Source organism: Nitrosomonas sp. Nm166 (assembly GCF_900112825.1).
Taxonomy (GTDB): domain Bacteria; phylum Pseudomonadota; class Gammaproteobacteria; order Burkholderiales; family Nitrosomonadaceae; genus Nitrosomonas.
This window is the reverse complement of the sequence record NZ_FONE01000008.1, coordinates 1-21,646: the sequence shown is the minus strand read 5'-3', so window position 1 is coordinate 21,646 and position 21,646 is coordinate 1. Positions and strand designations below refer to the sequence as shown.

Here is a 21,646-nt window from a genome sequence, read left to right as displayed (position 1 = left end):
AAAAATTCACTAAAAGTGCATTCTTATGGATAATATTGGGAAATTTCGGTTTTACCTCTCTGGGATCAGCAACTGATCTATCGGATTTAAACTCACACAAGTATTTCAATGATCCATTTGATAGCTGGCCCAGAGCAACTGATAGGGAGTTGGAAGAGCAAAGAGGCGGCTTTCTATTACCTAATGGAGTAATGATTGATATCAGTATAGAAAAAGTAGTTTCTTTAAATGGTGTGCAAACTTTCGCCTCATACTTTCAATTTCCTGATAATAACTTCTTCTTGTTACAGAATGGCGATGGAAATATCACACCGGACTTGAGTGGTTCTGCGTTAGCCTCGGTGATCCAGAATAATTTGGATAATCAGATTATCAGCACTATCAATACGATTAATTTAGAAATAAGTAACTTGCAGAATATTAATTTAAATGATGGCAGTAGAATTTTTGCTGATCATATCATTATGCCCAATATACATTATTAAAATCAGGAATCCAACATCAGAACAGTTTAACAAGAAGGAGTCATTGTTTTGAGTATCTCAGCATGTAAATGATAAAGCTTATACATAAACATAAGTAAATTTCTCTAAAGCCATCTAATTTTCGACCTTTCTTAATCTATCGAGCTTCAGCTATCCATAACGGGTTTAATCATACAGAATTAGGCATTGATAAATTAAAAAATGACATTGAATCAGGCCAATACATTTTCAAAAAATACAGCAAATTCCCTTTCAGGCAATCTTTTTTTCCTGAAAGGAAGAGGTTTGAAACTTCATAATGCATTACATCAAATAAAATAAAAAATCTAATACTCCCAATGTGCGGCATATCTTCTGTAACTTATCTACAACAGCTCTCTATGCTTACAACAGAATTAATCAGATAGAGATAGATTTTGGGCGATAACTCTCATATAAAGTATGAAGTCTATTCAGCATGTAATATTGAACGCTCATTAATACACTCAACGGAAGATAATAATCAAATGAAGGTATGTTCAAGCGACACCAATTCACCATTGCTTCGGGTTGTTATTCGAGTCTTCAAATGCCTGACTTTGGTTGGCTGTATGTTTGTGGGCAGTGGAAGTTACGCAGAAACAAATGATCCGAATGAATTGCTGGAAAAGTATAAGCAATTAGTTATTGAACAACAAAAAGAATTCGAAAGACAGCGACAGATAATTGCCGAGCAAGGTAAAGAACTGGAGCGCCTAAAATCGCGACTTGATTCTTTGACAGATCAGACTTCAGATTTGTCAAATAAATTAAATCAGCCTCAAAATTCTGGTGTCGCAATAAATAATAAAGCAGCGCCAACAGCGGCACCACCAGCACCTAATCAGCCTACTTCCAGGCCGATCGCCCAATCTTCAGACTCGCCAAAAAAAACCGATCACTCCCAAGATCAAAACATTGCGGCAAATACTAAAGAAAAGGAAAAATCAGAAAAATCGCCTAGTCAACTTCCTTCTGAGCCAGTTGGCCAGGCACCCCCTCAATCAAAAGAACCACAAAGACCACCAGAAATGCCCAGATTGAGTGATGCGGTAGGCGGTGTGTTAACACCGAAAAGAAAATTCGTTATTGAACCTTCTGTTGAATATAATTATATTAATAATAACCGCGTATTTCTGGATGCATTTACATTCCTGCCTGCGATTGCTGTTGGTCTGATTGATCTCCGAAATGTCGACCGTCACACAGTGATGGGAGTCATGGGGGGTCGTTTTGGTGTCACTGATCGATTGGAACTTGAACTCAGAGTTCCTTATGTTTATCGTTCTGACGAGCAACGTTCTCGACCAATCAGTGTTGGTGCCGGTATTGATGAAACTTTCAATGCTTCTGGACATAATATTGGTGACATTGAGTTTACTGGCCGTTATCAACTGACTACTGGATCTGGTGGAATGCCTATCCTTGTTGGCAATCTCACTGCAACGGCACCTACAGGAAAGAGTCCCTTCGATATTCAATACGCAAATGTACAAGGCGTTCCTGGCGCATTATTTCCAACTGAGGTACCTACCGGGGTTGGCTATTTCAGTGTACAACCAAGCCTTACAGCCCTTTATCCAACTGATCCAGCAATCTTTTTCGCTAACCTTCTGTATGGATTCAATGCCAGTACTCATGAAAAGGTACAGGGTAATCCAATTCACGTAAATCCTGGAGACTCGGTCGGGTCAACTTTTGGCATGGCATTTGCCATTAATGAGCGAGCGTCATTTAATATAGGATATTCTCATAGGCACGTTTTTAATTCGGTAATCAATGGCAACACAATTGGAGGGAGCAGCTTGGATATCGGCCAACTTCTAGTAGGTTATTCATTCAGATACAACCCAATAACCACTTTTAATTTATCCTTGGGGGTTGGCACGACAGAAGATGCACAAGATGCAAGGATAAATTTCAGAATGCCCATGCTCTTTTAATTCTCAAGCATAAGATAGTAATCAAGATTTATTCCATTACATGAAGTGATTGATCCTGGAAGATTTTTTTATCGTTAAACTGCATCTTGCGAGCCAACCGTTAGATAAAACTGATTCCAAGGGACGACAACAATTAACCAACCAGCGTCTTAGGTAAATAATGACCTGCACAGCAGGCGCATCCATGATTCCAACCATCACAACTTCATAATTTTCGAGCACACCAATAATAAACTTCCAGTGTGCCTCTAATACCATTACCACTTTTCCCGAAAAAACCATATTTTCCCATCTATACAAAGTCTTAACATAACCTCAATCGCAAGGTTAGCAATGATGATACTGACAGCACTTACGAGCCTATCGGCAAACCGGGGGTTTACGTGTTCCTAATTCCTTGATACCGTAATATACAGTTTCAATTAAAAGCATTCTTTGAGTTCTCAAATTGAAAAATAAATATAAATTCTTCCAATCAAAGACTCATCAAGGCAAAGCGGATATCAATCTGCCAAAGGCAAACATATTTTTAATTGCAAGCATCCATACTTCTGCAACTGAATTAAGTATATTTATCCGACTTAAAGCGCCACCGTAATAGCCAATATAATTTTCCTGATTCAGCACTTTGAACCGAAACATATAAATTTATTCAGGTACGGTATCAGTTAACGCATTAATAAATATAATAAAAATAGGTCGTCCTACGCTACCTCGAATAGGAGATGATATGAATCAGTTTAGTGACCAGCGTAGCAACAAATACAGAAGATTTGATGACAATGAAGTTCGCAGCAGAATGGAATTACTCTCCGATCAGCTTCAGACTCAACAATTAGAATTAGAAGAATCCCGCAATCGCTATGCAGATCTCTATGATCATGCACCAGTTGGTTACTTGACCGTAGATAAAGCTGGAAATATTCTATCCATTAACCTAACTGGTGCGGCTTTATTGAGAAAAGCGCGTCCTTTTCTCATCGGCAAGCCATTTATAGCTTGTTTCATGGATATTGATCATGAAGCTTTTCTCAACTATCTAAAAGAAGTTTTCAACTCTTCCGGAAAAACTACGATTGACTTGAAAATCGGCGACAATCACGACCCGCTAAGTTTTATCCGCCTGGAAAGCACAGTGACGAGTGATAAGAACATGTGTCGCATGATGATGTCCGATATCAGTCAGCTCAAAAGAATGATCAATCTGAATCGTAATCTGTTGAATGAGAACAGGAAACTTATGAAAGAATTATTTCATATCCAGGAAAAGGAGCGGCGTATACTTGCCCGTGAGCTGCACGATGAATTAGGACAATGGCTTACTGCTATTCGCGCAGAAAATGAAGTTATTCTCAATTACACTGAAAAAGACTTACCCATTCTCACCAGTGTTGAAGCTATTAAAGAATGTATTGAAAAAATGCATCTAGTAATTCGTAACATGCTGCATCGATTACGTCCTTTACTGTTGGATACGCTGGGGTTACCCGATGCATTATTGGAGCTCAAGAAACAATGGTGTTCAAATTATCCACATATTGCCTTCGAATTGAAGCTGGAAGGCGAGCTTTCAATGCTTAATGAGCAACTCAACATCACGATATTCCGCCTTATTCAGGAAGGTCTTAATAATATTTGCAAACATTCAGAAGCTACTCAGGCTCAGGTCAGCCTGGGCCGCGAAACAATTAGGAATTCAGCAATTGAATTCCTGCTTCTCAAAATAGAAGATAATGGCAAGGGCTACGATATCAATCAACAATTCATGGGATTAGGATTGGTAGGTATACGGGAGCGAGTGATTGCGATGGATGGCAGTATGGCAGTGCGAAGCGCACCCAACGAAGGAGTAGAAATCAATATTCGATTACCGATAAAACCTAAACGATGACAGAACCCATTACTATTTTATTAATTGATGATCACCCGGTAGTACGCACGGGTTATCGCCGCTTGCTGGAAAGCACACCTGATATGAATGTAGTGGCGGAAGCTGAGGACGGTGAAGCAGGTTACCAATTATGGCAAGTGCACCAGCCTGATATCACCATTCTTGATCTCAATATGCCAGGCATTTGTGGATTTGAAACCATCCACCGTCTCATGAGCCATGATCCTACCGCACGTATTCTGATTTTTAGCATGCTGAATACTATAACGATGGTTCACCACGCATTAAAAGCAGGCGCAAGGGGATTTATCAGTAAGCAAAGCGGAATCGGAGAAATGATTCATGCAGTACGTCAAGTAAGTTCAGGAAAAATTTATATTGAATCGGAATTGGCTACTATACTGGCCATGCATGCAACTCGGAAAGATAATTATGAGAATCCTTTCGATTTACTGACCAAACGAGAATTTCAAATAGTCAAATTGATAGTCGAGGGGAACTCAAATAACGAAGTTGCAGACAAAATTTCTATCAGTCCCAAAACTGTCAGCGTTCATTATCTTAATTTAATGCGAAAATTGAACATACAGAACACCACTCAACTCATCCGTTTAGCTATTAATCATAATATTATCTAAGGAAACGCTGATTTATCCGGCGAACGTGATGAAGCGCGAGGCGCACGGAACGCAGCAACCGAGACATATCAATCAAATCAGATAGACGAGGAAGCGAGTACCGCGCAACGAAGCGATTCGCCCGTGCAGTCAATTAATCAGCGTTTCCCTAAGAATAAAGAATATCAATTACTTAAAGCATACTCTTAAAAGAAAGAGTGCAGTTTAAATAAAAGCCTGCACTCTTTCCCGCCATCGAATTACACAATCAAATCTGTCACAGCATCGAATGCGGGTGCGCCTGTCAGATTAATCTGGAAGTCGGCCGCATTACCATTGGCCCCACCCACATTCGCTTGCAATACCCCTGTCGCGCTCACATAGCGTACTTGTCCGGCAGCACTAAAGACAGCTTCTCCAATAAAGGTAAAAGCTTGATCACCTGCTACACCTGTATCAGCATCAATTGCACTGAGATCGATGTGATCAATTCCACTCGTAAAGTCTGTGATGGTATCCCGGCCAGTTGCGCCGGGGGTGGAATGATTAGTCAAGGTATAAATAAAATCATCCGCTCCGGCGCCACCCGTTAAAGTATCAGCACCGGATTTACCTAACAAATCATCATCGCCACCACCGCCCGATAGTACATTGTTTTTACCATTACCAGTCAGAACGTTATTTTCATCATTGCCAGTGCCATCGATTAGAGCCGTACCTGTGAGCTTAAGATTTTCAAGATTGGAAGTAGCATCAAGCATGAATGATATTGAACTTTCGACTGTGTCAGTACCTCCGCCAGGCAACTCGGTAATCGTGTCAGTGGCGCTGTCAATCACATAGCTGTCATTGTCCGCTCCGCCATCCATACTATCATCTCCAGTACCACCTACCAGCCTATCATTGCCGTTACCGCCTGTCAGTGTATCGTTGCCAGCGCCACCAGACAGCTTATCGTTACCGTCACCCCCCATCAGTGTGTCGTTGCCAGCATTACTGGTCAGTACATTATTGTTACTATTACCAATCAGGATGTTATCTGCAGCATTACCCGTACCATTAATAGCAGCCGTACCCGTGAGCGTCAGATTCTCAAGATTGGAAGTGCTGCCCAACTTGAATGTCACGGAGCTTTCGACAGTATCAATCCCTTCGCCGGCAAGTTCGGTAAGGATATCTGTAGTGGTGTCAACCACATAAGTGTCGTTATCTGGACCACCAATCAGCGTATCCACACCACCCAAGCCATCCAGCTTGTCATTGCCTGCAAAACCGCTCAGTTCGTCATCGCCGTCTGTACCGACTAAATTATCGTCACCAGGTGTACCTACCGTATTACCGCCACCAACAATAAGGGTTCTATCAGCAAACTGTAACCGTTCTACATTGCGAACTGTGTCGGAACCATCGTCAATGCCTCCTCCTCCATTGCCTGGATTGACATGATCAACAAAGATTGTGCCATCGGAACCGAAAGTCACGACATAATTGGCATAAACATCCCGGAACACAGCCGTATCGATATCGTTGCCAGCAGGGGCAGTCACAATCTCACGAACAATTCTCAGTTGATCTGGTCGATAAGTTCCTGACTGCATTGCAGTTCTTAATGAGCCAGTCATGTTCTCAAAGGATGCAATTTCAATACTGCTATCATTGGCATCCCGAACACTAATTCGTACGTTAAGCCAGGCATCACCGTCGATAATGTCATCGCCACCACGGCCCTCAATGAGATCGCTGCCGGCACCGCCTAGCAAAATGTTACCCGCACTGAATGTGGTTGCTCCGCCCAGTAAGGTACTCAGCCCGTCGATCAGCGCAATCCTGTCGGCAGCGCTATGACCACCACTGGCCGGATTATTAACGTTATCCAGCGCATTGTTCTGCCCCGTAAGCGGATCGACAAATTCCAGTTCGAGGTTGGTACGGCTGTCGCCCCGCACGACATCATCAAGATTCCATCCCGATGCAGCCTCAACAAAGTCATAACGGTCGAGAAGATCGGGAGGAACTCTGTCATCTTGAGGAATAGGCTTTGCTAAATCAACATTGGCAGCAACAATGCTACCCTTGTTGAAGACCCAGTCAAAACCGCTACTTCCATCATTTTTGTCAAAGCCAGCCTTACCGTTCATGAGGTCATCACCACCCTCACCAAGAAATTCATCGATCCCGCCATTGCCGAGGAAAACGTCATTACCACGAATTGGATCGCGATTAAAAGGATCAAAGTTGTCGCCCGGCGCACCATCAGCGGTTCCGGTTTCAATCCAGTCATCACCTTCATTGCCCATCATGACTTCGTTCGGCGTGTTGCCAAAGATAAAATCATTCCCCGGACCGCCGAAAACCTCAGAGATATCAGAACCAGTCACAATGAAATCGCTTCCCCCACCGCCCAGAAGCAGATTAACACCTGGGCCACCGTTGATGACATCGTGACCCTCACCTCCTTTAACGTTGTCATCACCAAAGGAATCAGTAATGATGTCGTTGCCGTCACCACCATTGATCGAATCATTGCCGGCGCCGCCTTCCAGACGGTCATTGCCGCCATCACCCCAAATGGTATCGTCCCCCTCGCTGGCACGTATCCTGTTCACATCGTTAGTGCCGCCCATCACCACATGCTGGTCCCCCGTATAGCGAATGGTATTCGGGCCCAACGTCGTATCGCGAACCAGAGCGAGTTTTCCCAAGTGATTTCTCAGCGTCGCTTCATTAACGTCCAGCGTATCCGGGTCGTCCTTAATCGGACCACTATCACCCAGGTTTCCCACTTCAAAAATATAAGCCGGTGTTGAGAAAATGTCGAAAGGCAGATGCTTCACACCTGGAAGATTCAGCATCACCATTTCGGCAAACGAATTCTCTTCCAATTGTGTGAGGAAATCCAGGCCAGCTGTACGCGCCAGATAATAGAAGCGGTCACCATCTTGCAGTTTTTCCATCTGGGTTTCGAAAACAAAATTAAAAGTAGAACCCAATAATCCGCCAAATGGCGCTTGCTTCTCAGCCAGACCACCAATCCAGAAATCAACAGCATTCAATCCTGATGATCCAGCTGTAACACCGCCGGTACTGTTAATGAAATCAACTGCACCATTACTATTATTGTCATTTTCTGCCTGATCTACGAGAGCCTGCGCTGCAGCACGCTTGCCAGCAAACGTAGTTTCACTAGTAATGCTGGGGTGTGTGCCGTAGGCGGCGATAAAATTGGTTAACGACTCGGGATGCCTAAGATTCTGTCCGAAATCAGCCCAACTCTCATACGGCTGCAAAGAAGCGTGCTGCCCGGTATCTTCATAAAACATGCGGCGTGCTTCGTTAAGCGGCGGAATACCGGTATCGCGGCCACGGGTCAAGTTGATCGTGGGCAGATCGAGCGGCAATCCAAGAAGATTATTACGCAAAGCATCGGTCACAAACTCGTCGAGTTCATTGCCGACTTGTTTGGTGGTGCCCCGTACCACAGCCGCAGCGGCCTCAAGGTTATTAGCGTAACCAGCACCAAATTCAACTGGATTCAGAAATGCCTGAATCAAGCTAACGTCATTGGGAGTAAGTTTACCCGTCGCTGGGTTCATATCCGTTCTTGCTACCGTTTCGGTTAACAGCGAGTGGCCAAAACGATAAACCACATGGGCAAATTCGGCCATGATGGCCGGATTAATCGTGCTGTTATAGCCAACAAAAACGTCCACATTGGGTTGTACCTTGCGCGCGAATTCTTCAAATACCAGATGCTGGTATTGCATTTCAGTAGCAAAGCGCGCTGCCTGAAACAGGCGTTCACCATCCCACGCACCACCCGATAAATGCCATTGCGCTTTGAATGCATTGTCACTACTGCTGTCAACCAAGTCTTTGATAAAATCGACAGTACGATTGTGCTCGGCGTGGAAAACGGTATGCACTGTGGTCAAGCCGATGTTTTCGTTGCCACGACCATCCCCAGTGGCAAAGTGTCTGTCGAGTAATTCATCGTCATAAGCGATTGATTCTGAAAGCCCAACTCCGCTATCGGAATCAGGCTGTTTCATAGTTCCGTTCAGATTGCGTGGTACTGCCGCATGCGCGATGTCATCCAGAAAAGCGTGACCCGTGCGAACCACATTGCCAGGAATATTAACCGGAGCCGCAGGATTACCTTCGAGAGTGCCACCTCCATTCAGCACAAGCTGCGGAAAGCCATTAGGCCCCGGGGTAAATTTGCCATAGCTATCCGTCTTGATCTGCGGCAGATTGGTTACATCGGCATCAGTCAAATTGATACCCAGCAAATTTTTTGCCTGCAGCTTGATGTCAGACCAGGTGGCAAGCCCGCCACGACCACCAGAACCATCAAGCAGCCTGCCCGTCGAAACCGGGTCACCGGCTCCATTGAGTGCATATTCGCGCAGAAAAACCTGATGCGAAGGATGCGATGTATAAGTCTGGTTTTGATCGACAAAAGGGGTCGTCTGGTTGACATGCTCATGAATGTCATCGGAATCACCCAAGATACCGTTTGGACCAGGCAGATTAGTTGCTCGGGTCAGGGGCATAAAGGCATTCTGTGATTGCACTTCATCACCATCACCGGCAATACCATTGGGACCATGGGTAACCAGTGGATCATCGGGTTTCAATGGTACAAATATCGTTCCACTGCCGCCCTTGTTTACCAGATCCAGACCGTGGTCAAAGAACTGACCAAAAAATGTAAACCACGCGTTATACGGCGCAGACAAACCTGCATCAGGAGTAACATTTGGAATAAAGAAAGTACCTTTTCCGTCAACATCTGCAACCGATCCGTCAGTTTGTGCCGCTGCGGCAATGGCAGCAGGATTGTTGTCAGTCTGATCAACAATTAAGTTGCTGATGGTGCGGGGCTGCGAATCAAATACAGCACCACTTGTCTGCGCATAAGATGTAGGGTCACCTACTGATTGACCGCTCGGTCCATCCACGTCGAACACGACCCGATCTGCATCACGAAATACCGGCTTTAAAAGGCGCGGAAAAACTTGATCTGCAGCGCCAAAAAATCGGTGACCTGGTAACAGGTTGTTGTATGAACCGTCAACGTTACGCAAACCATCCGGCAACAGTGCACTGCCCACCAGTCCCGGTAGTGCAGTAAAATTTCCATTCTTTTGAGCTACAGAGTCTTGTTCAGCAATAACAACTTGCTGAATTAAAAAATCAAGATCGCTCCTACTGAGATTTGCCATTTTATTTTCCCCTCGCAATTTTTAATTTTAAAATGCTTTTTATCGATCAACCGCAGCAGTAATGATTTAATTATATTCCTGAATCGATAATTATTATTTATTTTCAGTAACTTATTAATAAAATTCATACAGAGCCACAGAGCCATACACGCCTCGGCAGGCATGCTATGGTTACTCATACTCATCTAATAAGGAAATAAGCAAAATGCTTGTTTTTATCTAAGTATTTACTTAGATGTTTAGTCCCACTGTGTGCTGCCCCAAAGAGGGTGCCAATAAATATGAACTTTAGGGATACACTGCCTTTATTGAAAATCGCCATAGAAAATTAGAAGTACAAAAAACCAAGGCAACATTCCTCTTTTTATTGAGCGAACTGGCATACTTCTAATGCGCGATTTAGTGCATTTTTCTCTCACCAGCAAAAATAACTTATTGAATATAAATTAACTTAAACAAACTCATCATTGATGAGAATCAGAATCAATACACTACTAAGTAAATACTTAGATAAAAATAAGACTCTTGCTTATTCTTTTAATAATCTGACAGTCCTAGCATGCTCATATACATGGGTGATTGCATCTACCAGAGCAATGAAGAACCCCCTTAAATCAAACGAGCGGATCGAGTAACGTCGCCTAGACCGGCGACCAACTTTTAAAAGTGTAAGGAGAGTTTCATGAACCACACGGAAGATAATTTTACGCAAAGCAGCACTCTTGACGCTCTACAGGATAATACGCCTGATTCTCCACCCAGCGAATCAAGACGCGCTTTTTTTAAAACGACTGGTGCCGCGATTCTGGCCGCACCAGCCATTCTTACTTCGCGCAAAAGCAACGCTCAAGTTACTGATGATCCAATATTGCCACCAAGCCCACCAACTACACCTTGGCTGGAAGAATTGCCTGAGGCGATTGAACCTCTGAAACAGACAGATCTCTTGGCAGACTCCTTGCTTATACCTCAAGGTGAAGCAAATACCGCTCAAGGCGAATGCGGACGCGCCAAACACCAGCGTTGGGATGAATTCTTTGGTAATCCAGTTCTACAGCCGGATCAGGCAGATACCTATGAATTGAAGGCTAAAGCAATTACCGATCACGTATTCCATCCGGATTATCCGCCTCAGCTTACCTGGAACTACATAGGTCATACTGAAAACGACGATCATCACCCCAATCCTACGATCTTCGCACGCTATGGGCGGCCAGTTATCTTACGTTTGCATAATGAATTGCCACAAAATCATACCGGCTTCGGCTCGCCCGAAATCAGCGTGCACTTGCATAACCTGCATACGCCTTCTGAGAGTGACGGTTTTCCGGGTGATTATTTCAGCCCGGTCAAATCCGGGCCGACACTCGCCTCACCCGGCATGTTCAAGGATCAATTCTATCCCAATGTCTACGCCGGATATGACGAGTTTCCAAAAGGTCCAGGTAACCCTGTTGGTGGAGATAAGCGTGAAGCGCTCGGTACGCTGTGGTATCACGATCATACTCTGGATTTCACCTCAGCGAATGCAAGCCGCGGCATGGCAGCTTTTTACCTGCTGTTCGACAACATCGATTCTGGTGATGAGCATGATCCCAACCCGGCCGCCCTGAGGTTGCCTAGCCATCCATATGATTATCCGCTGCTATTTCAAGATAAACGCTTCGATGCAGGCGGCATTCATATATTCGATCAGCTTGATTCAGAGGGCACCCTGGGTGACAAGATCGTTGTCAATGGAAAAATTGAACCGGTGCTGCGGGTTGCTCGCCGCAAGTATCGATTGCGCTTGCTAAATGCAGGACCTTCCCGGTTTTATCAGTTTCACCTAATGAACGCCGCAAATAGCTCACAGCCATTCACATATATCGCCAATGATGGCAATCTCCTGCGCAGACCGCTGCTCAATCAGACGAGAATTAGATTGGCCGTGGCTGAGCGCGCTGATATCGTCGTTGATTTCTCTCAATATCCGTTGGGAACAGAGCTTTATCTCGTCAACCGGTTACATCAAATCGAAACACGTGGACCAGAAGGTGTTCGGTCACCGGGTACACGCGTGCTTAAATTCATTGTTGATCGCGATCCTCTTGAGCCGGATGTCAGCCAAGTGCCGAGCACTTTACGCTCGCTGCGCAGACCCACTACGGCTGAAATCGCGGCAGCACCGGTAAGAAAGTGGACATTTGCACGCAAGAATGGCATGTGGTCCATTAATGATCGGTTTATGAATGTCAACTCCGTACGCGCTCACATCGCGATAGGCAGCTCAGAAATATGGGAACTGCACAATCCATCTGGCGGCTGGAGCCATCCTGTGCACATTCACTTTGAAGAGGGCATTATCCTCAAAAGATTCAAGAGTGGAGTTGAAGTGCCCGTTCGCGCGCACGAGAAAGGCCGCAAGGATATATTCGTACTGGGGCCCAATGAAAGCATACGATTATTTATTCGCTTTCGCGATTTTCATGGGAAATATGTCATGCATTGCCACAATTTAATTCACGAAGACCACGCCATGATGGTGCGTTGGGACATTGTGTAAAAGGAGCTGATCATGAACGAAAAAAAAGCAATTACGCGTAGAGAAATATTGGCCGGTATGGGTTTAACCGCCTTAGGTATGATCGGATTAAACAGTGCCTGGCAGAAACTTGGCAATAACATACCTCATACCAATCAAAACAGAACCGCAGCAGAAGGTAACACCCCCTTTCCTAACGTTGCGCTATATACGCATGAAGGAAAAGCTGTTCGATTTTATGACGACTTGATTCGCGATAAAGTGGTTGCTATCAATATGATATATGCACAATGTGCTGGCATTTGTCCGATAGCGACAGCCAACCTGGTACAGGTGCAAAATATGTTGGGTGAACGTGTAGGACGCGATGTTTTTATGTATTCGATTACCTTGCAGCCCGAACTGGATACGCCAGAAGTACTCCGGCAATATGCAGAACGTCACGGCATACAGTCGAGTTGGAAATTTCTGACAGGCGCACCGGAGGATATCAAGTTAGTGCGCTACCGGCTTGGTTTCTTTGATCGTGACGAGAACATTGATAATGTGAAAGAAAATCACACTGGCATGGTACGCATCGGTAACGACGCACTGAATCGCTGGAGCATGGCACCAGCATTGTCCGAACCGCAGCAGATCATGGCTACCATTAATCATCTCGATCCAAGGGCTGTGCATACCAGACATATTTAGATCGCCTGCAGTAAGATTCTTACGATGCTAACCAGTGCCAATCACTAATTGGCACTGGTTGATGATTCACGTAACGTAAAACCTGAGCAGGGAAATAGTCGCTTGCTCAGAATTTTCTGAACCATATAGTCAGCATGCAAACTGAGGAGGAATGATGAAAAATTCGGAACATGATTCTACACAGGACAGCTCCTCTGATTCTCCATCCAACCAATCGAGGCGATCCTTCCTTAAAACAACGGGCGCTACGGTTTTGGCTGCGCCAGCAATCCTGACCTCACGCAAAAGTGGCGCACAAGTACTTGTTCCAAGCCTACCGCCCAGCCCGCCAACCACGCCGTGGCAAGAAGAGCTACCGGCAGTGATTGAACCCCTGTCACAGACGGATCTGTTTGCCGGCCCCCTACCCCCTCCCCAAGGAGATGCGAATACCGACGCTGGCGAATGTGGACGTGAGAGGCATCAACGCTGGGATGAATTCTTCGGGGCGCCGGTTCTTCAACCCGGCGAGGCAGATCTTTATGAGTTGAAAGTTGAAGCGATTACCGATCATGTATTCCATCCGGATTATCCGCCTCAGCTGGTCTGGAACTACGTCGGTCGTACTGAAAGTGGCGCCCCCCACCTTAATCCTACGATCTTCGCCCGCTACGGGCGTCCAATCATCGTCCGTTTGCATAACGAGTTGCCAGAGGATCATGGTAGCAACAACACAGCATTGACCGGCTTCGGCTCGCCTGAAATCAGCATGCATCTGCACAATTTGCACATGGCTTCTGAAAGCGACGGTTTTCCGGGTGACTTTTTCAGCAGGACAAAAAAAGGTCCAACGCTTGATGCGCCCGGACGATTCAAAGATCACCTTTATCTCAACGTCTATGCCGGACTCGACGAATTTGGCGGTATCGGGGATAGTCGCGAGGCCCTCGGCACGCTGTGGTATCACGACCATACACAAGATTTCACTGCGCCTAATGCGGCTCGCGGAATATCAGCTTTTTACCTGTTGTTCGATGAGCTCGACTCGGGCGACGAACAGGATGGCAACCCGAATGCCTTGCGGCTGCCAAGTCATCCCTATGACTATCCGCTGGTATTCAAGGACCTGCGTTTTAACGCGAAAGGCATCCATATATTCGACCAACTTGATTCCGAAGGCACATTGGGTGACAAAATCGTAGTCAATGGCAAGATCGAACCAGTGCTGCGGGTAGCGCGGCGCAAGTACCGGCTGCGCCTGCTCGATGCGGGACCAAGCCGGTTTTACCAGTTTCATCTGGTTAACGCCGCGAATGTGGTGCAGCGATTCACTTACATCGCCAATGACGGCAATTTCTTGCGCAGACCATTACTCAATCAAACCAGGATCAGGCTAGCCGTGGCTGAGCGAGCTGACATTGTAGTGGACTTCTCCCAATATGCATTGGGAACGGAACTTTATCTCGTCAACCGGCTAGAGCAGGATGATACACGTGGACCCGATGATGTTAAAGCACCAGGCAAGCGCGTGCTCAAGTTCATTGTCGATCGCGAGCCTTCTGAACCAGATGTCAGCCGGGTACCGAGTTTCTTGCGCCCGCTGCGCAGACCAACTGCAGCTGAAATCGCAGCAGCACGCGTTAGACGCTGGTCATTCACACGCAAAAACGGTATGTGGGCAATCAATGATCGCTTCATGAATCCCAATACTGCACGCGTCACCATCACTAAAGGCAGCGCGGAAATCTGGGATTTGATCAATTCATCCGGTGGTTGGAGTCATCCTATCCATATTCATTTGGAAGAGGGAATTATCCTCAACAAGTTTGTGAGTGGAAACGAAGTACCCGTACCAGCGCACGAGAGAGGACGCAAGGATGTCTTCGTACTGGGGCCTAACTCACGCATGAGAGTATTTATACGATTCCGGGATTTTGTTGGAAAATATGTGATGCACTGCCACAATACGATCCACGAAGACCACGCTATGATGGTGCGTTTTGACGTTGGGGAAGATTGAAAATGGAAGCTATTGCCCTTGGCAATAGCTTCTTATTTATGCTGACTCTAAATTCAAATCCGGCAGTGTTGTCTTGTATTGCTGCAAATTGCGTTCAGTGATACGCAATTTATTGAGTAGAGTAGTCAATTGAGAGTAAAACTGATCACTTGCGATCAATTGCTGCCATTCATCACCATCCGGATCCTCTTCATCGAGATTGCGCCAGAAAAGCTTACAAAAAGTATTAAAAGCAACCGGTTGCTTAGTGAGTAACGCCTTTCTGATTTTATGATTGATCCAGCGATGCCGTCTCTTGATTAAATCCTCGGCACCTTCATAGACAACAACTGATAGATAAGCATATAAATCTGCTATGCAGCGAATGTTTTCCAATTCGGACAATAATCGTTGATTGATGGCATTTGCAATCAGTTTTTGTAAAGCAGCCGTTGAAATTTTAAGGCTAACCCCTGTTTGCAGCGTATAAATTTTATCGAGGTACATGACATGGTAAACCCGGAATAAATGAATTATTCGATTTGAAATCTTGACTAAGGTTCATTTTTACTGAAACCACTCTCTGCAAACAAGAGCGATGATAAGCACGATCTTATCCTGCAATGTCTTATTAGCAGCATTATCTTCACCAATATCTCGCTGGAAATACAATAACATTATTTAAAGAAGTATTTCTCAGCAAATATTTTATGTCGCAACTGACTAAGAATTAGCCGGAAACAGATTAAAATTTTAGGTATCAGGAAAATAATTTGGAGTTGACTATGAAAGCAGTATATTTTAAAAAAGGCGGACCAGCCAGTGTCTTGCAATACGGCGATATCGAAGTTCTCAGTCAATGTGATGATCATCAGGTTCTGGTGCGTATCAAAGCTATCGGTATTAATCCGATTGATATCAAGCTTCGAACTGCACCCGAGCGTTTTCCGGTGACTTCTCCTGTAATACCTGGATGTGATGGTGCCGGCATTGTAGAAGCTGTTGGCCATCATGTGCAGAATTTCAAGCCTGGAGATGAAGTATATTTTTCCCAGCCAGGCTTTAATAGCCGTCAAGGTACTTACGCTGAATTTGTGCTGGTAGACGCAAACTTGCTGGCATTGAAACCCCAATCTTTATCTTTTGAGCAGGCTGCTGCAGCTCCTCTGGTTCTTATTACAGCATGGGAAGCCTTGCACGATCGAGCACGTATTGCCAGCGGTCAAACGATATTAATCCACGCAGGCGCAGGCGGTGTAGGTCATGCAGCTATTCAATTGGCAAAACTGGCCGGTGCCAGAGTGATCACAACCGTAAGTAATGAAGAAAAGGCATATTTTGTGAAACGCTTGGGTGCAGATAAAGTCATCAATTACCAGACTCAAGATGTCGCCACAGAAGTGTCTCAGTGGACTGGCAGAGGTGTGGATATCGCGTTCGATACGGTCGGTGCGGATGTATTACAAAGCTGTTTCAGTTGTGTTAAGCCTTATGGTGATGTAGTAACAATACTGCAACCTGTACCTGATACTCACTGGAGTGAGGCACGCATGCGGAATGTGCGATTTAGCCTTGAAATGATGTTGACGCCTGTTCTGATGGAACTGGAAGATGCAAAATTACACCAAACTGAAATATTACGGCGATGTGCCGCATTATTCGATGAAAACGAATTAGTCATCGAAATTGCACGCACTTTTGAGTTGGCAGAAGCTGCAGAGGCACAAAGTTTTCTTGAACAAAATCACCCGATAGGAAAAGTCGTCCTCACGCCACACTGATAATTTGCGCAGTAATGCGCATACTTAAACAATAAATAGTTGTTCATAAGCAGGTAGAAAATGAGCTCAGATTATATTCTTTGGCTTGACCAATTACGCGCGACGGATGTTGATCGCGTTGGTGGCAAAAATGCATCATTGGGTGAAATGATCAGTCAATTATCTGCAGTCGGCGTCAGTGTGCCCAACGGATTTGCCACGACAGCCCGTGCGTTTCGCGATTTTCTCGCACTGAATGGTTTAGATCAACGCATCGCACATGCCCTCTCGATACTGGATATCCAAAATGTTGCGGCGCTTGCCCAAACCAGTCGTGAGATCCGTAACTGGATGATGGAAGCACCACTACCTGCTCGTCTGCAGGATGAAATCATCCACGCCTACGAAAAAATGCAGCTAGATGCCGGTAATGGTGAAGTTTCCGTCGCGGTACGATCATCGGCCACGGCAGAAGATCTCGCCGATGCATCGTTTGCCGGACAGCAGGAAACACTGCTGAATATTTGTGGGTCAAAAAATTTATTAACAGCCGTCAAACACGTCTTTACTTCGCTGTATAGCGATCGTGCCATCGCTTACCGGGTGCATAAAGGTTTTGTGCATGCCGATGTGGCTTTATCTGTCGGGATTCAGCATATGGTCCGCAGTGATGTCGGTGCTTCAGGGGTCATTTTCACGCTGGATACGGAATCCGGTTTTGATCAGGTAGTGCTGATCACAGCTTCTTATGGATTGGGCGAAGCAATCGTACAAGGCATCGTCAACCCGGATGAATTCTATGTTTATAAGCCTTCACTGATCCAGGGAAAATCCGCCATCATCAAACGCAATCTGGGTTCCAAGCGCGTGCAAATCCAGTATGCGCAAAATCCCGATGTGCATCACACAGTAGAAACCCGTGCTGTACCGCTGTCTCAGCAGCATCGTTTTGCCATTAGCGATGAGGAGGTCGAAGAACTGGCGCGCCAGGCACTCATCATTGAACGGCATTATCAGAAACCGATGGATATTGAGTGGGGAAAAGATGGTATCAGCGGCAGGTTGTATATCCTGCAAGCCCGTCCGGAAACCGTGCAATCGCACATTGATACCAAACTGCTGAGAAGTTATCACCTCAAAAACAAATCGAAAATTCTGGTGTCTGGCCGCGCAATTGGGCAAAAAATCGGCAGTGGCCCAGCTCGGCTGATTCTCAATGTTCAGGAAATGTCCAAAATACAAGAGGGCGACATTCTGGTAACTGATATGACAGATCCCGATTGGGAGCCGATCATGAAACGGGCAGCCGCAATTGTTACCAATCGCGGTGGACGCACTTGCCACGCTGCCATCGTTGCCCGTGAACTGGGTATTCCTGCCGTAGTTGGCTGCAATGACGCCACTGAGGTACTAATGGAAGGACAGATAGTCACCGCATCCTGCGCGGAAGGTGACGAGGGTTACGTTTTTGATGGTGCGCTGGATATTGAAATCACTGAGCTTGCGCTCGAGTCGATGCCGTCTTCGCCGGTCAAAATTGCGATGAACATTGGTAATCCAGACTTGGCATTTGATTTGCAGAAACTGCCCAATCACGGCGTGGGCTTGGCGCGGCTGGAATTTATCATTGCCCGCATGATTGGCGTGCATCCCAAAGCGATTCTCGATTATTCCAATCTTTCAGATGATCTAAAACAAACTATTGAGCAAAAATGCGCTGGATATCATGATCCGGTGCAGTTTTATGTCGCTAAGCTCAGCGAAGGTATCGCCACCATCGCCGCCGCATTTGCACCCAAACCAGTCATCGTGCGTTTGTCAGATTTTAAATCCAATGAATACGCCAATCTGATCGGTGGCTCACTTTATGAGCCAAAAGAGGAAAATCCGATGCTTGGTTTTCGTGGCGCATCCCGTTATATCTCCCAAAATTTTCAGGATTGTTTTGAACTGGAATGTCAGGCACTTAAAAAAATACGAAATGAAATGGGTCTGACTAACGTGGAAATCATGATTCCTTTCGTCAGAACCTTGACAGAAGCCCGGCAGATTGTCAATTTGCTGGCTGCAAATGGCCTCAAACGCGGTGAGAATGGCTTGCGCCTGATCATGATGTGCGAAATTCCAGCCAACGCGCTGCTGGCAGAGCAATTTCTACAGTATTTCGATGGTTTTTCCATCGGCTCCAATGATCTCACCCAGCTTACTTTGGGCATAGATCGTGACTCCGGCTTAGTGGCTGAGGCATTTGACGAACGCAACCTTGCTGTCAAAGCCTTATTACGCCAAGCCATTGATGCTTGCTTACAGGCTAACAAATATATTGGTATTTGCGGACAAGGCCCCTCCGACCACCCTGATCTTGCTAACTGGCTGGTAAATGCAGGTATTCAGACGCTTTCACTCAACCCGGATAGTGTTGTGAGAACGTGGTTGTATCTGGCAGAGCAGTCAAAAGAAAATAAAATTGAAGGCCACATTACTTGATCCGATCCATATAGCTTGTCGGCACGAGTGCACATTAGTCCAAGCGCCGATCTCGGAATTAGGCCATTTAAATCAATTTATTCATACTATGCTCAGATTTAAGGAGGAAGTTATTATGGAGAGATCCAATAGCTTAGCTAAGCTTCCACAACCTCATTATCAAGCATGATTTGCCGCAAATTAATATCCGGTTCATTAACTTATTCAATAACCTGTATCATTCAAGCAGGGAAATTTGCAGAAGAAAAATCATATTTAATGAAGAATTTGATGATTCAGATGAAACTTTATCTTAACTTCACGACTTCCACGTGTAAAATCACTGAAATGAAAATTTCTTAAAAGTTACCTCCTGCTTAATCTAATTACATCTTATAAACATAATGATTCAATATATTAGAACTAGACTGGCAATTATTACTACCCTTCTCATCATAATAATTATAGGCTTAATTAAAAGCTTTACTGTTTTAGGGGGGGACCAATCCTTATTCGTAGTGATTGCTCAAATGCTAGATTCGGGCAAGATATTATATAAAGATCTATTTGACTATAAGCAACCGGGTATTTATTTATTTTATTTAATAGCAGGCAAAACTTTTGGTTGGGGTGATATTAATATCCATCTGTTCGAATTGGGATATTGGATACTTTTTTCCATTATATTGTTTTCTCTGATAAAAAAATATTCACTGTTTCATGCTGAATATTTTAATGCGCTTCTGCCCCTGTTCATCGTTGCAGTGTATTACTGCAACGCACAACCCCTGCATTTAACTCAATTAGAAGCACTGATTAATTTTCCTCTATTTCTTATTGTCTGGCTATTAGATAGAGCCTATAAAACGGAAGATAGACTGTTTGTTACTTATCTGGCAATTGGTGTCCTCATAGGCATCGTTCTATTATGCAAATTAGTTTTCAGTCCGATAATTTTTTTCTTTCTTCTGATCCATTTTATATTCATCCTAAAAAGCAAGAGCCTGAAATATATTATTAAACCCATACTCCCATTAATCCTGGGATTTATCATACCGGTATCAATCTTTTTATCTTACGTTTTTATTCATCAGATCGAAGATCTGGTTCTCAATATTTATTTCAAAATACCCGCGAGCGTTATCGGCCTGGAAGATCAAGTCGTTGTGGATAGATTATATTCATCTGTCCGATGGTTTATCAAAAGAATGATGGTGTTTCTATTACTCGCCGCTATTGGTGTTTTTCTTATTCCCAAAAGAGAATCTCACTTTTTCAGTTTAATCATATCGTGGGGTGCCATCGGGCTTTTCGTGATACTCATGCAAAAAACTTCATGGTGGTCCTACCACTTTCAATTATTGTATGTCCCAATCGGCATTTTCGCTGCACTAGGTCTGGATTTTATTCTGTATCATTGGTTGCCAAAAATGCAACTAAAAACACAACTGGCAAAAAATTTCTTAATCGTTATCATCCTGCCTATCGTTTTTTACAGTCAACTGAATACACTTAGGCAAGGAGTTGTTTCAAAAAACCTTTCTAAATTTAATGGTTATGATTATGCTAAGAATGATTCAGCAAATATAGCCAAAGTGATTAAAGCAGAAGATACGATTTTTATATGCGGAAACCCGAGAATGTACTTGTTTACAGCCCATTTGCCTGAATTAAGTACTAACGGTTGGATATTGGAATATTACTTAGATTATCAATGGGAAGAATTTTATTCTGAATTTAAAAACAAGCCCCCTACTTATCTCTTTGTAAAAAATGATTACGACACGCTCATTGAAGCAAAGAATAGAAAACTTTGGGAATTAATAATCGGTGAATATGCTGAATATGAGGTTGTGGAAAACGGAAGATGGTATAAAAGAATGTGATTCTGGTATTTTGAAACTTCGCTCAAAAAGCTTTGCAGATAATATCCTGTTTATCATATCGCCACCGCCACCCGTAAGGCATCAGTCAAGCAGCAAGCGATGGGTTTGTATTTGATGCGCAGCCAATGATGCTGACAAATCTCCATTCACGACGCTGGCA

Annotated in this window: 12 protein-coding genes; 10 read left to right on the top strand and 2 right to left on the bottom strand. The window is 44.6% G+C overall.

Going from position 1 to position 21,646, the window contains the following annotated elements; translation table 11 throughout:
* Positions 1-35: 35 nt before the first annotated feature.
* The 4 genes from BM021_RS03765 to BM021_RS03745 all read left to right on the top strand — a co-directional run bounded on the left by BM021_RS03765 (position 36) and on the right by BM021_RS03745 (position 4,975).
* Positions 36-485, top strand: a complete 450-nt coding sequence (locus BM021_RS03765) for a hypothetical protein (RefSeq protein ID WP_090719033.1) — start codon at positions 36-38, stop codon at positions 483-485.
* 416 nt (positions 486-901) lie between these two features.
* Entirely contained in the window at positions 902-2,446 is a 1,545-nt protein-coding gene (locus BM021_RS03760; protein WP_218147807.1) for a transporter, read from the top strand.
* Positions 2,447-3,176: 730 nt separating this feature from the next.
* A complete protein-coding gene (locus BM021_RS03750) occupies positions 3,177-4,337 on the top strand; it encodes a histidine kinase (RefSeq protein WP_090719027.1) in 1,161 nt (386 codons plus the stop codon).
* A complete protein-coding gene (locus BM021_RS03745) occupies positions 4,334-4,975 on the top strand; it encodes a response regulator (protein WP_090719025.1) in 642 nt (213 codons plus the stop codon). Before BM021_RS03750 ends, BM021_RS03745 begins: the two co-directional genes overlap by 4 nt.
* Before the next feature lie 239 nt (positions 4,976-5,214).
* Here BM021_RS03745 and BM021_RS03740 read toward each other — a convergent pair whose 3' ends face one another.
* Positions 5,215-10,179, bottom strand: a complete 4,965-nt coding sequence (locus BM021_RS03740; RefSeq protein ID WP_090719024.1) for a peroxidase family protein — start codon at positions 10,177-10,179, stop codon at positions 5,215-5,217.
* Positions 10,180-10,861: 682 nt separating this feature from the next.
* Here BM021_RS03740 and BM021_RS03730 point away from each other — a divergent pair.
* From BM021_RS03730 to BM021_RS03720, 3 genes are all read left to right on the top strand, one after another.
* Positions 10,862-12,724 carry a multicopper oxidase family protein gene (locus BM021_RS03730; protein WP_090719020.1) on the top strand — a complete coding sequence of 621 codons (1,863 nt, stop codon included), beginning with the start codon at positions 10,862-10,864 and terminating at the stop codon, positions 12,722-12,724.
* Between the two features lie 12 nt (positions 12,725-12,736).
* Positions 12,737-13,396 carry an SCO family protein gene (locus BM021_RS03725; RefSeq protein ID WP_090719018.1) on the top strand — a complete coding sequence of 220 codons (660 nt, stop codon included), beginning with the start codon at positions 12,737-12,739 and terminating at the stop codon, positions 13,394-13,396.
* Positions 13,397-13,547: 151 nt separating this feature from the next.
* Positions 13,548-15,395, top strand: a complete 1,848-nt coding sequence (locus BM021_RS03720; protein ID WP_256207752.1) for a multicopper oxidase family protein — start codon at positions 13,548-13,550, stop codon at positions 15,393-15,395.
* 36 nt (positions 15,396-15,431) lie between these two features.
* Here BM021_RS03720 and BM021_RS03715 read toward each other — a convergent pair whose 3' ends face one another.
* Positions 15,432-15,881: a hypothetical protein gene (locus tag BM021_RS03715; protein ID WP_090719014.1), complete on the bottom strand. Its 450-nt coding sequence runs from the start codon at positions 15,879-15,881 to the stop codon at positions 15,432-15,434.
* 278 nt (positions 15,882-16,159) lie between these two features.
* On the opposite strand from BM021_RS03715, the gene BM021_RS03710 reads away from it, so the two are divergent.
* The 3 genes from BM021_RS03710 to BM021_RS03700 all read left to right on the top strand — a co-directional run bounded on the left by BM021_RS03710 (position 16,160) and on the right by BM021_RS03700 (position 21,486).
* A complete protein-coding gene (locus BM021_RS03710; protein WP_090719012.1) occupies positions 16,160-17,155 on the top strand; it encodes a zinc-binding dehydrogenase in 996 nt (331 codons plus the stop codon).
* Between the two features lie 60 nt (positions 17,156-17,215).
* Positions 17,216-19,621 (top strand): phosphoenolpyruvate synthase, encoded by a 2,406-nt coding sequence (gene ppsA / locus BM021_RS03705; protein WP_090719010.1) that lies wholly within the window; start codon positions 17,216-17,218, stop codon positions 19,619-19,621.
* 383 nt (positions 19,622-20,004) lie between these two features.
* A complete protein-coding gene (locus tag BM021_RS03700; protein WP_090719007.1) occupies positions 20,005-21,486 on the top strand; it encodes a hypothetical protein in 1,482 nt (493 codons plus the stop codon).
* The last annotated feature ends 160 nt before the right edge of the window (positions 21,487-21,646 follow it).

Excerpts from the sequence above, each read along its gene's own strand:
- BM021_RS03730 (WP_090719020.1), top strand. The coding sequence starts at position 10,862 with ATGAACCACACGGAAGATAATTTTACGCAAAGCAGCACTCTTGACGCT.
- BM021_RS03745 (WP_090719025.1), top strand. The coding sequence starts at position 4,334 with ATGACAGAACCCATTACTATTTTATTAATTGATGATCACCCGGTAGTA.
- BM021_RS03750 (WP_090719027.1), top strand. The coding sequence starts at position 3,177 with ATGAATCAGTTTAGTGACCAGCGTAGCAACAAATACAGAAGATTTGAT.
- ppsA (WP_090719010.1), top strand. The coding sequence starts at position 17,216 with ATGAGCTCAGATTATATTCTTTGGCTTGACCAATTACGCGCGACGGAT.
- BM021_RS03725 (WP_090719018.1), top strand. The coding sequence starts at position 12,737 with ATGAACGAAAAAAAAGCAATTACGCGTAGAGAAATATTGGCCGGTATG.
- BM021_RS03740 (WP_090719024.1), bottom strand. The coding sequence starts at position 10,179 with ATGGCAAATCTCAGTAGGAGCGATCTTGATTTTTTAATTCAGCAAGTT.
- BM021_RS03710 (WP_090719012.1), top strand. The coding sequence starts at position 16,160 with ATGAAAGCAGTATATTTTAAAAAAGGCGGACCAGCCAGTGTCTTGCAA.
- BM021_RS03720 (WP_256207752.1), top strand. The coding sequence starts at position 13,548 with ATGATGAAAAATTCGGAACATGATTCTACACAGGACAGCTCCTCTGAT.
- BM021_RS03715 (WP_090719014.1), bottom strand. The coding sequence starts at position 15,881 with ATGTACCTCGATAAAATTTATACGCTGCAAACAGGGGTTAGCCTTAAA.
- BM021_RS03700 (WP_090719007.1), top strand. The coding sequence starts at position 20,005 with ATGATTCAATATATTAGAACTAGACTGGCAATTATTACTACCCTTCTC.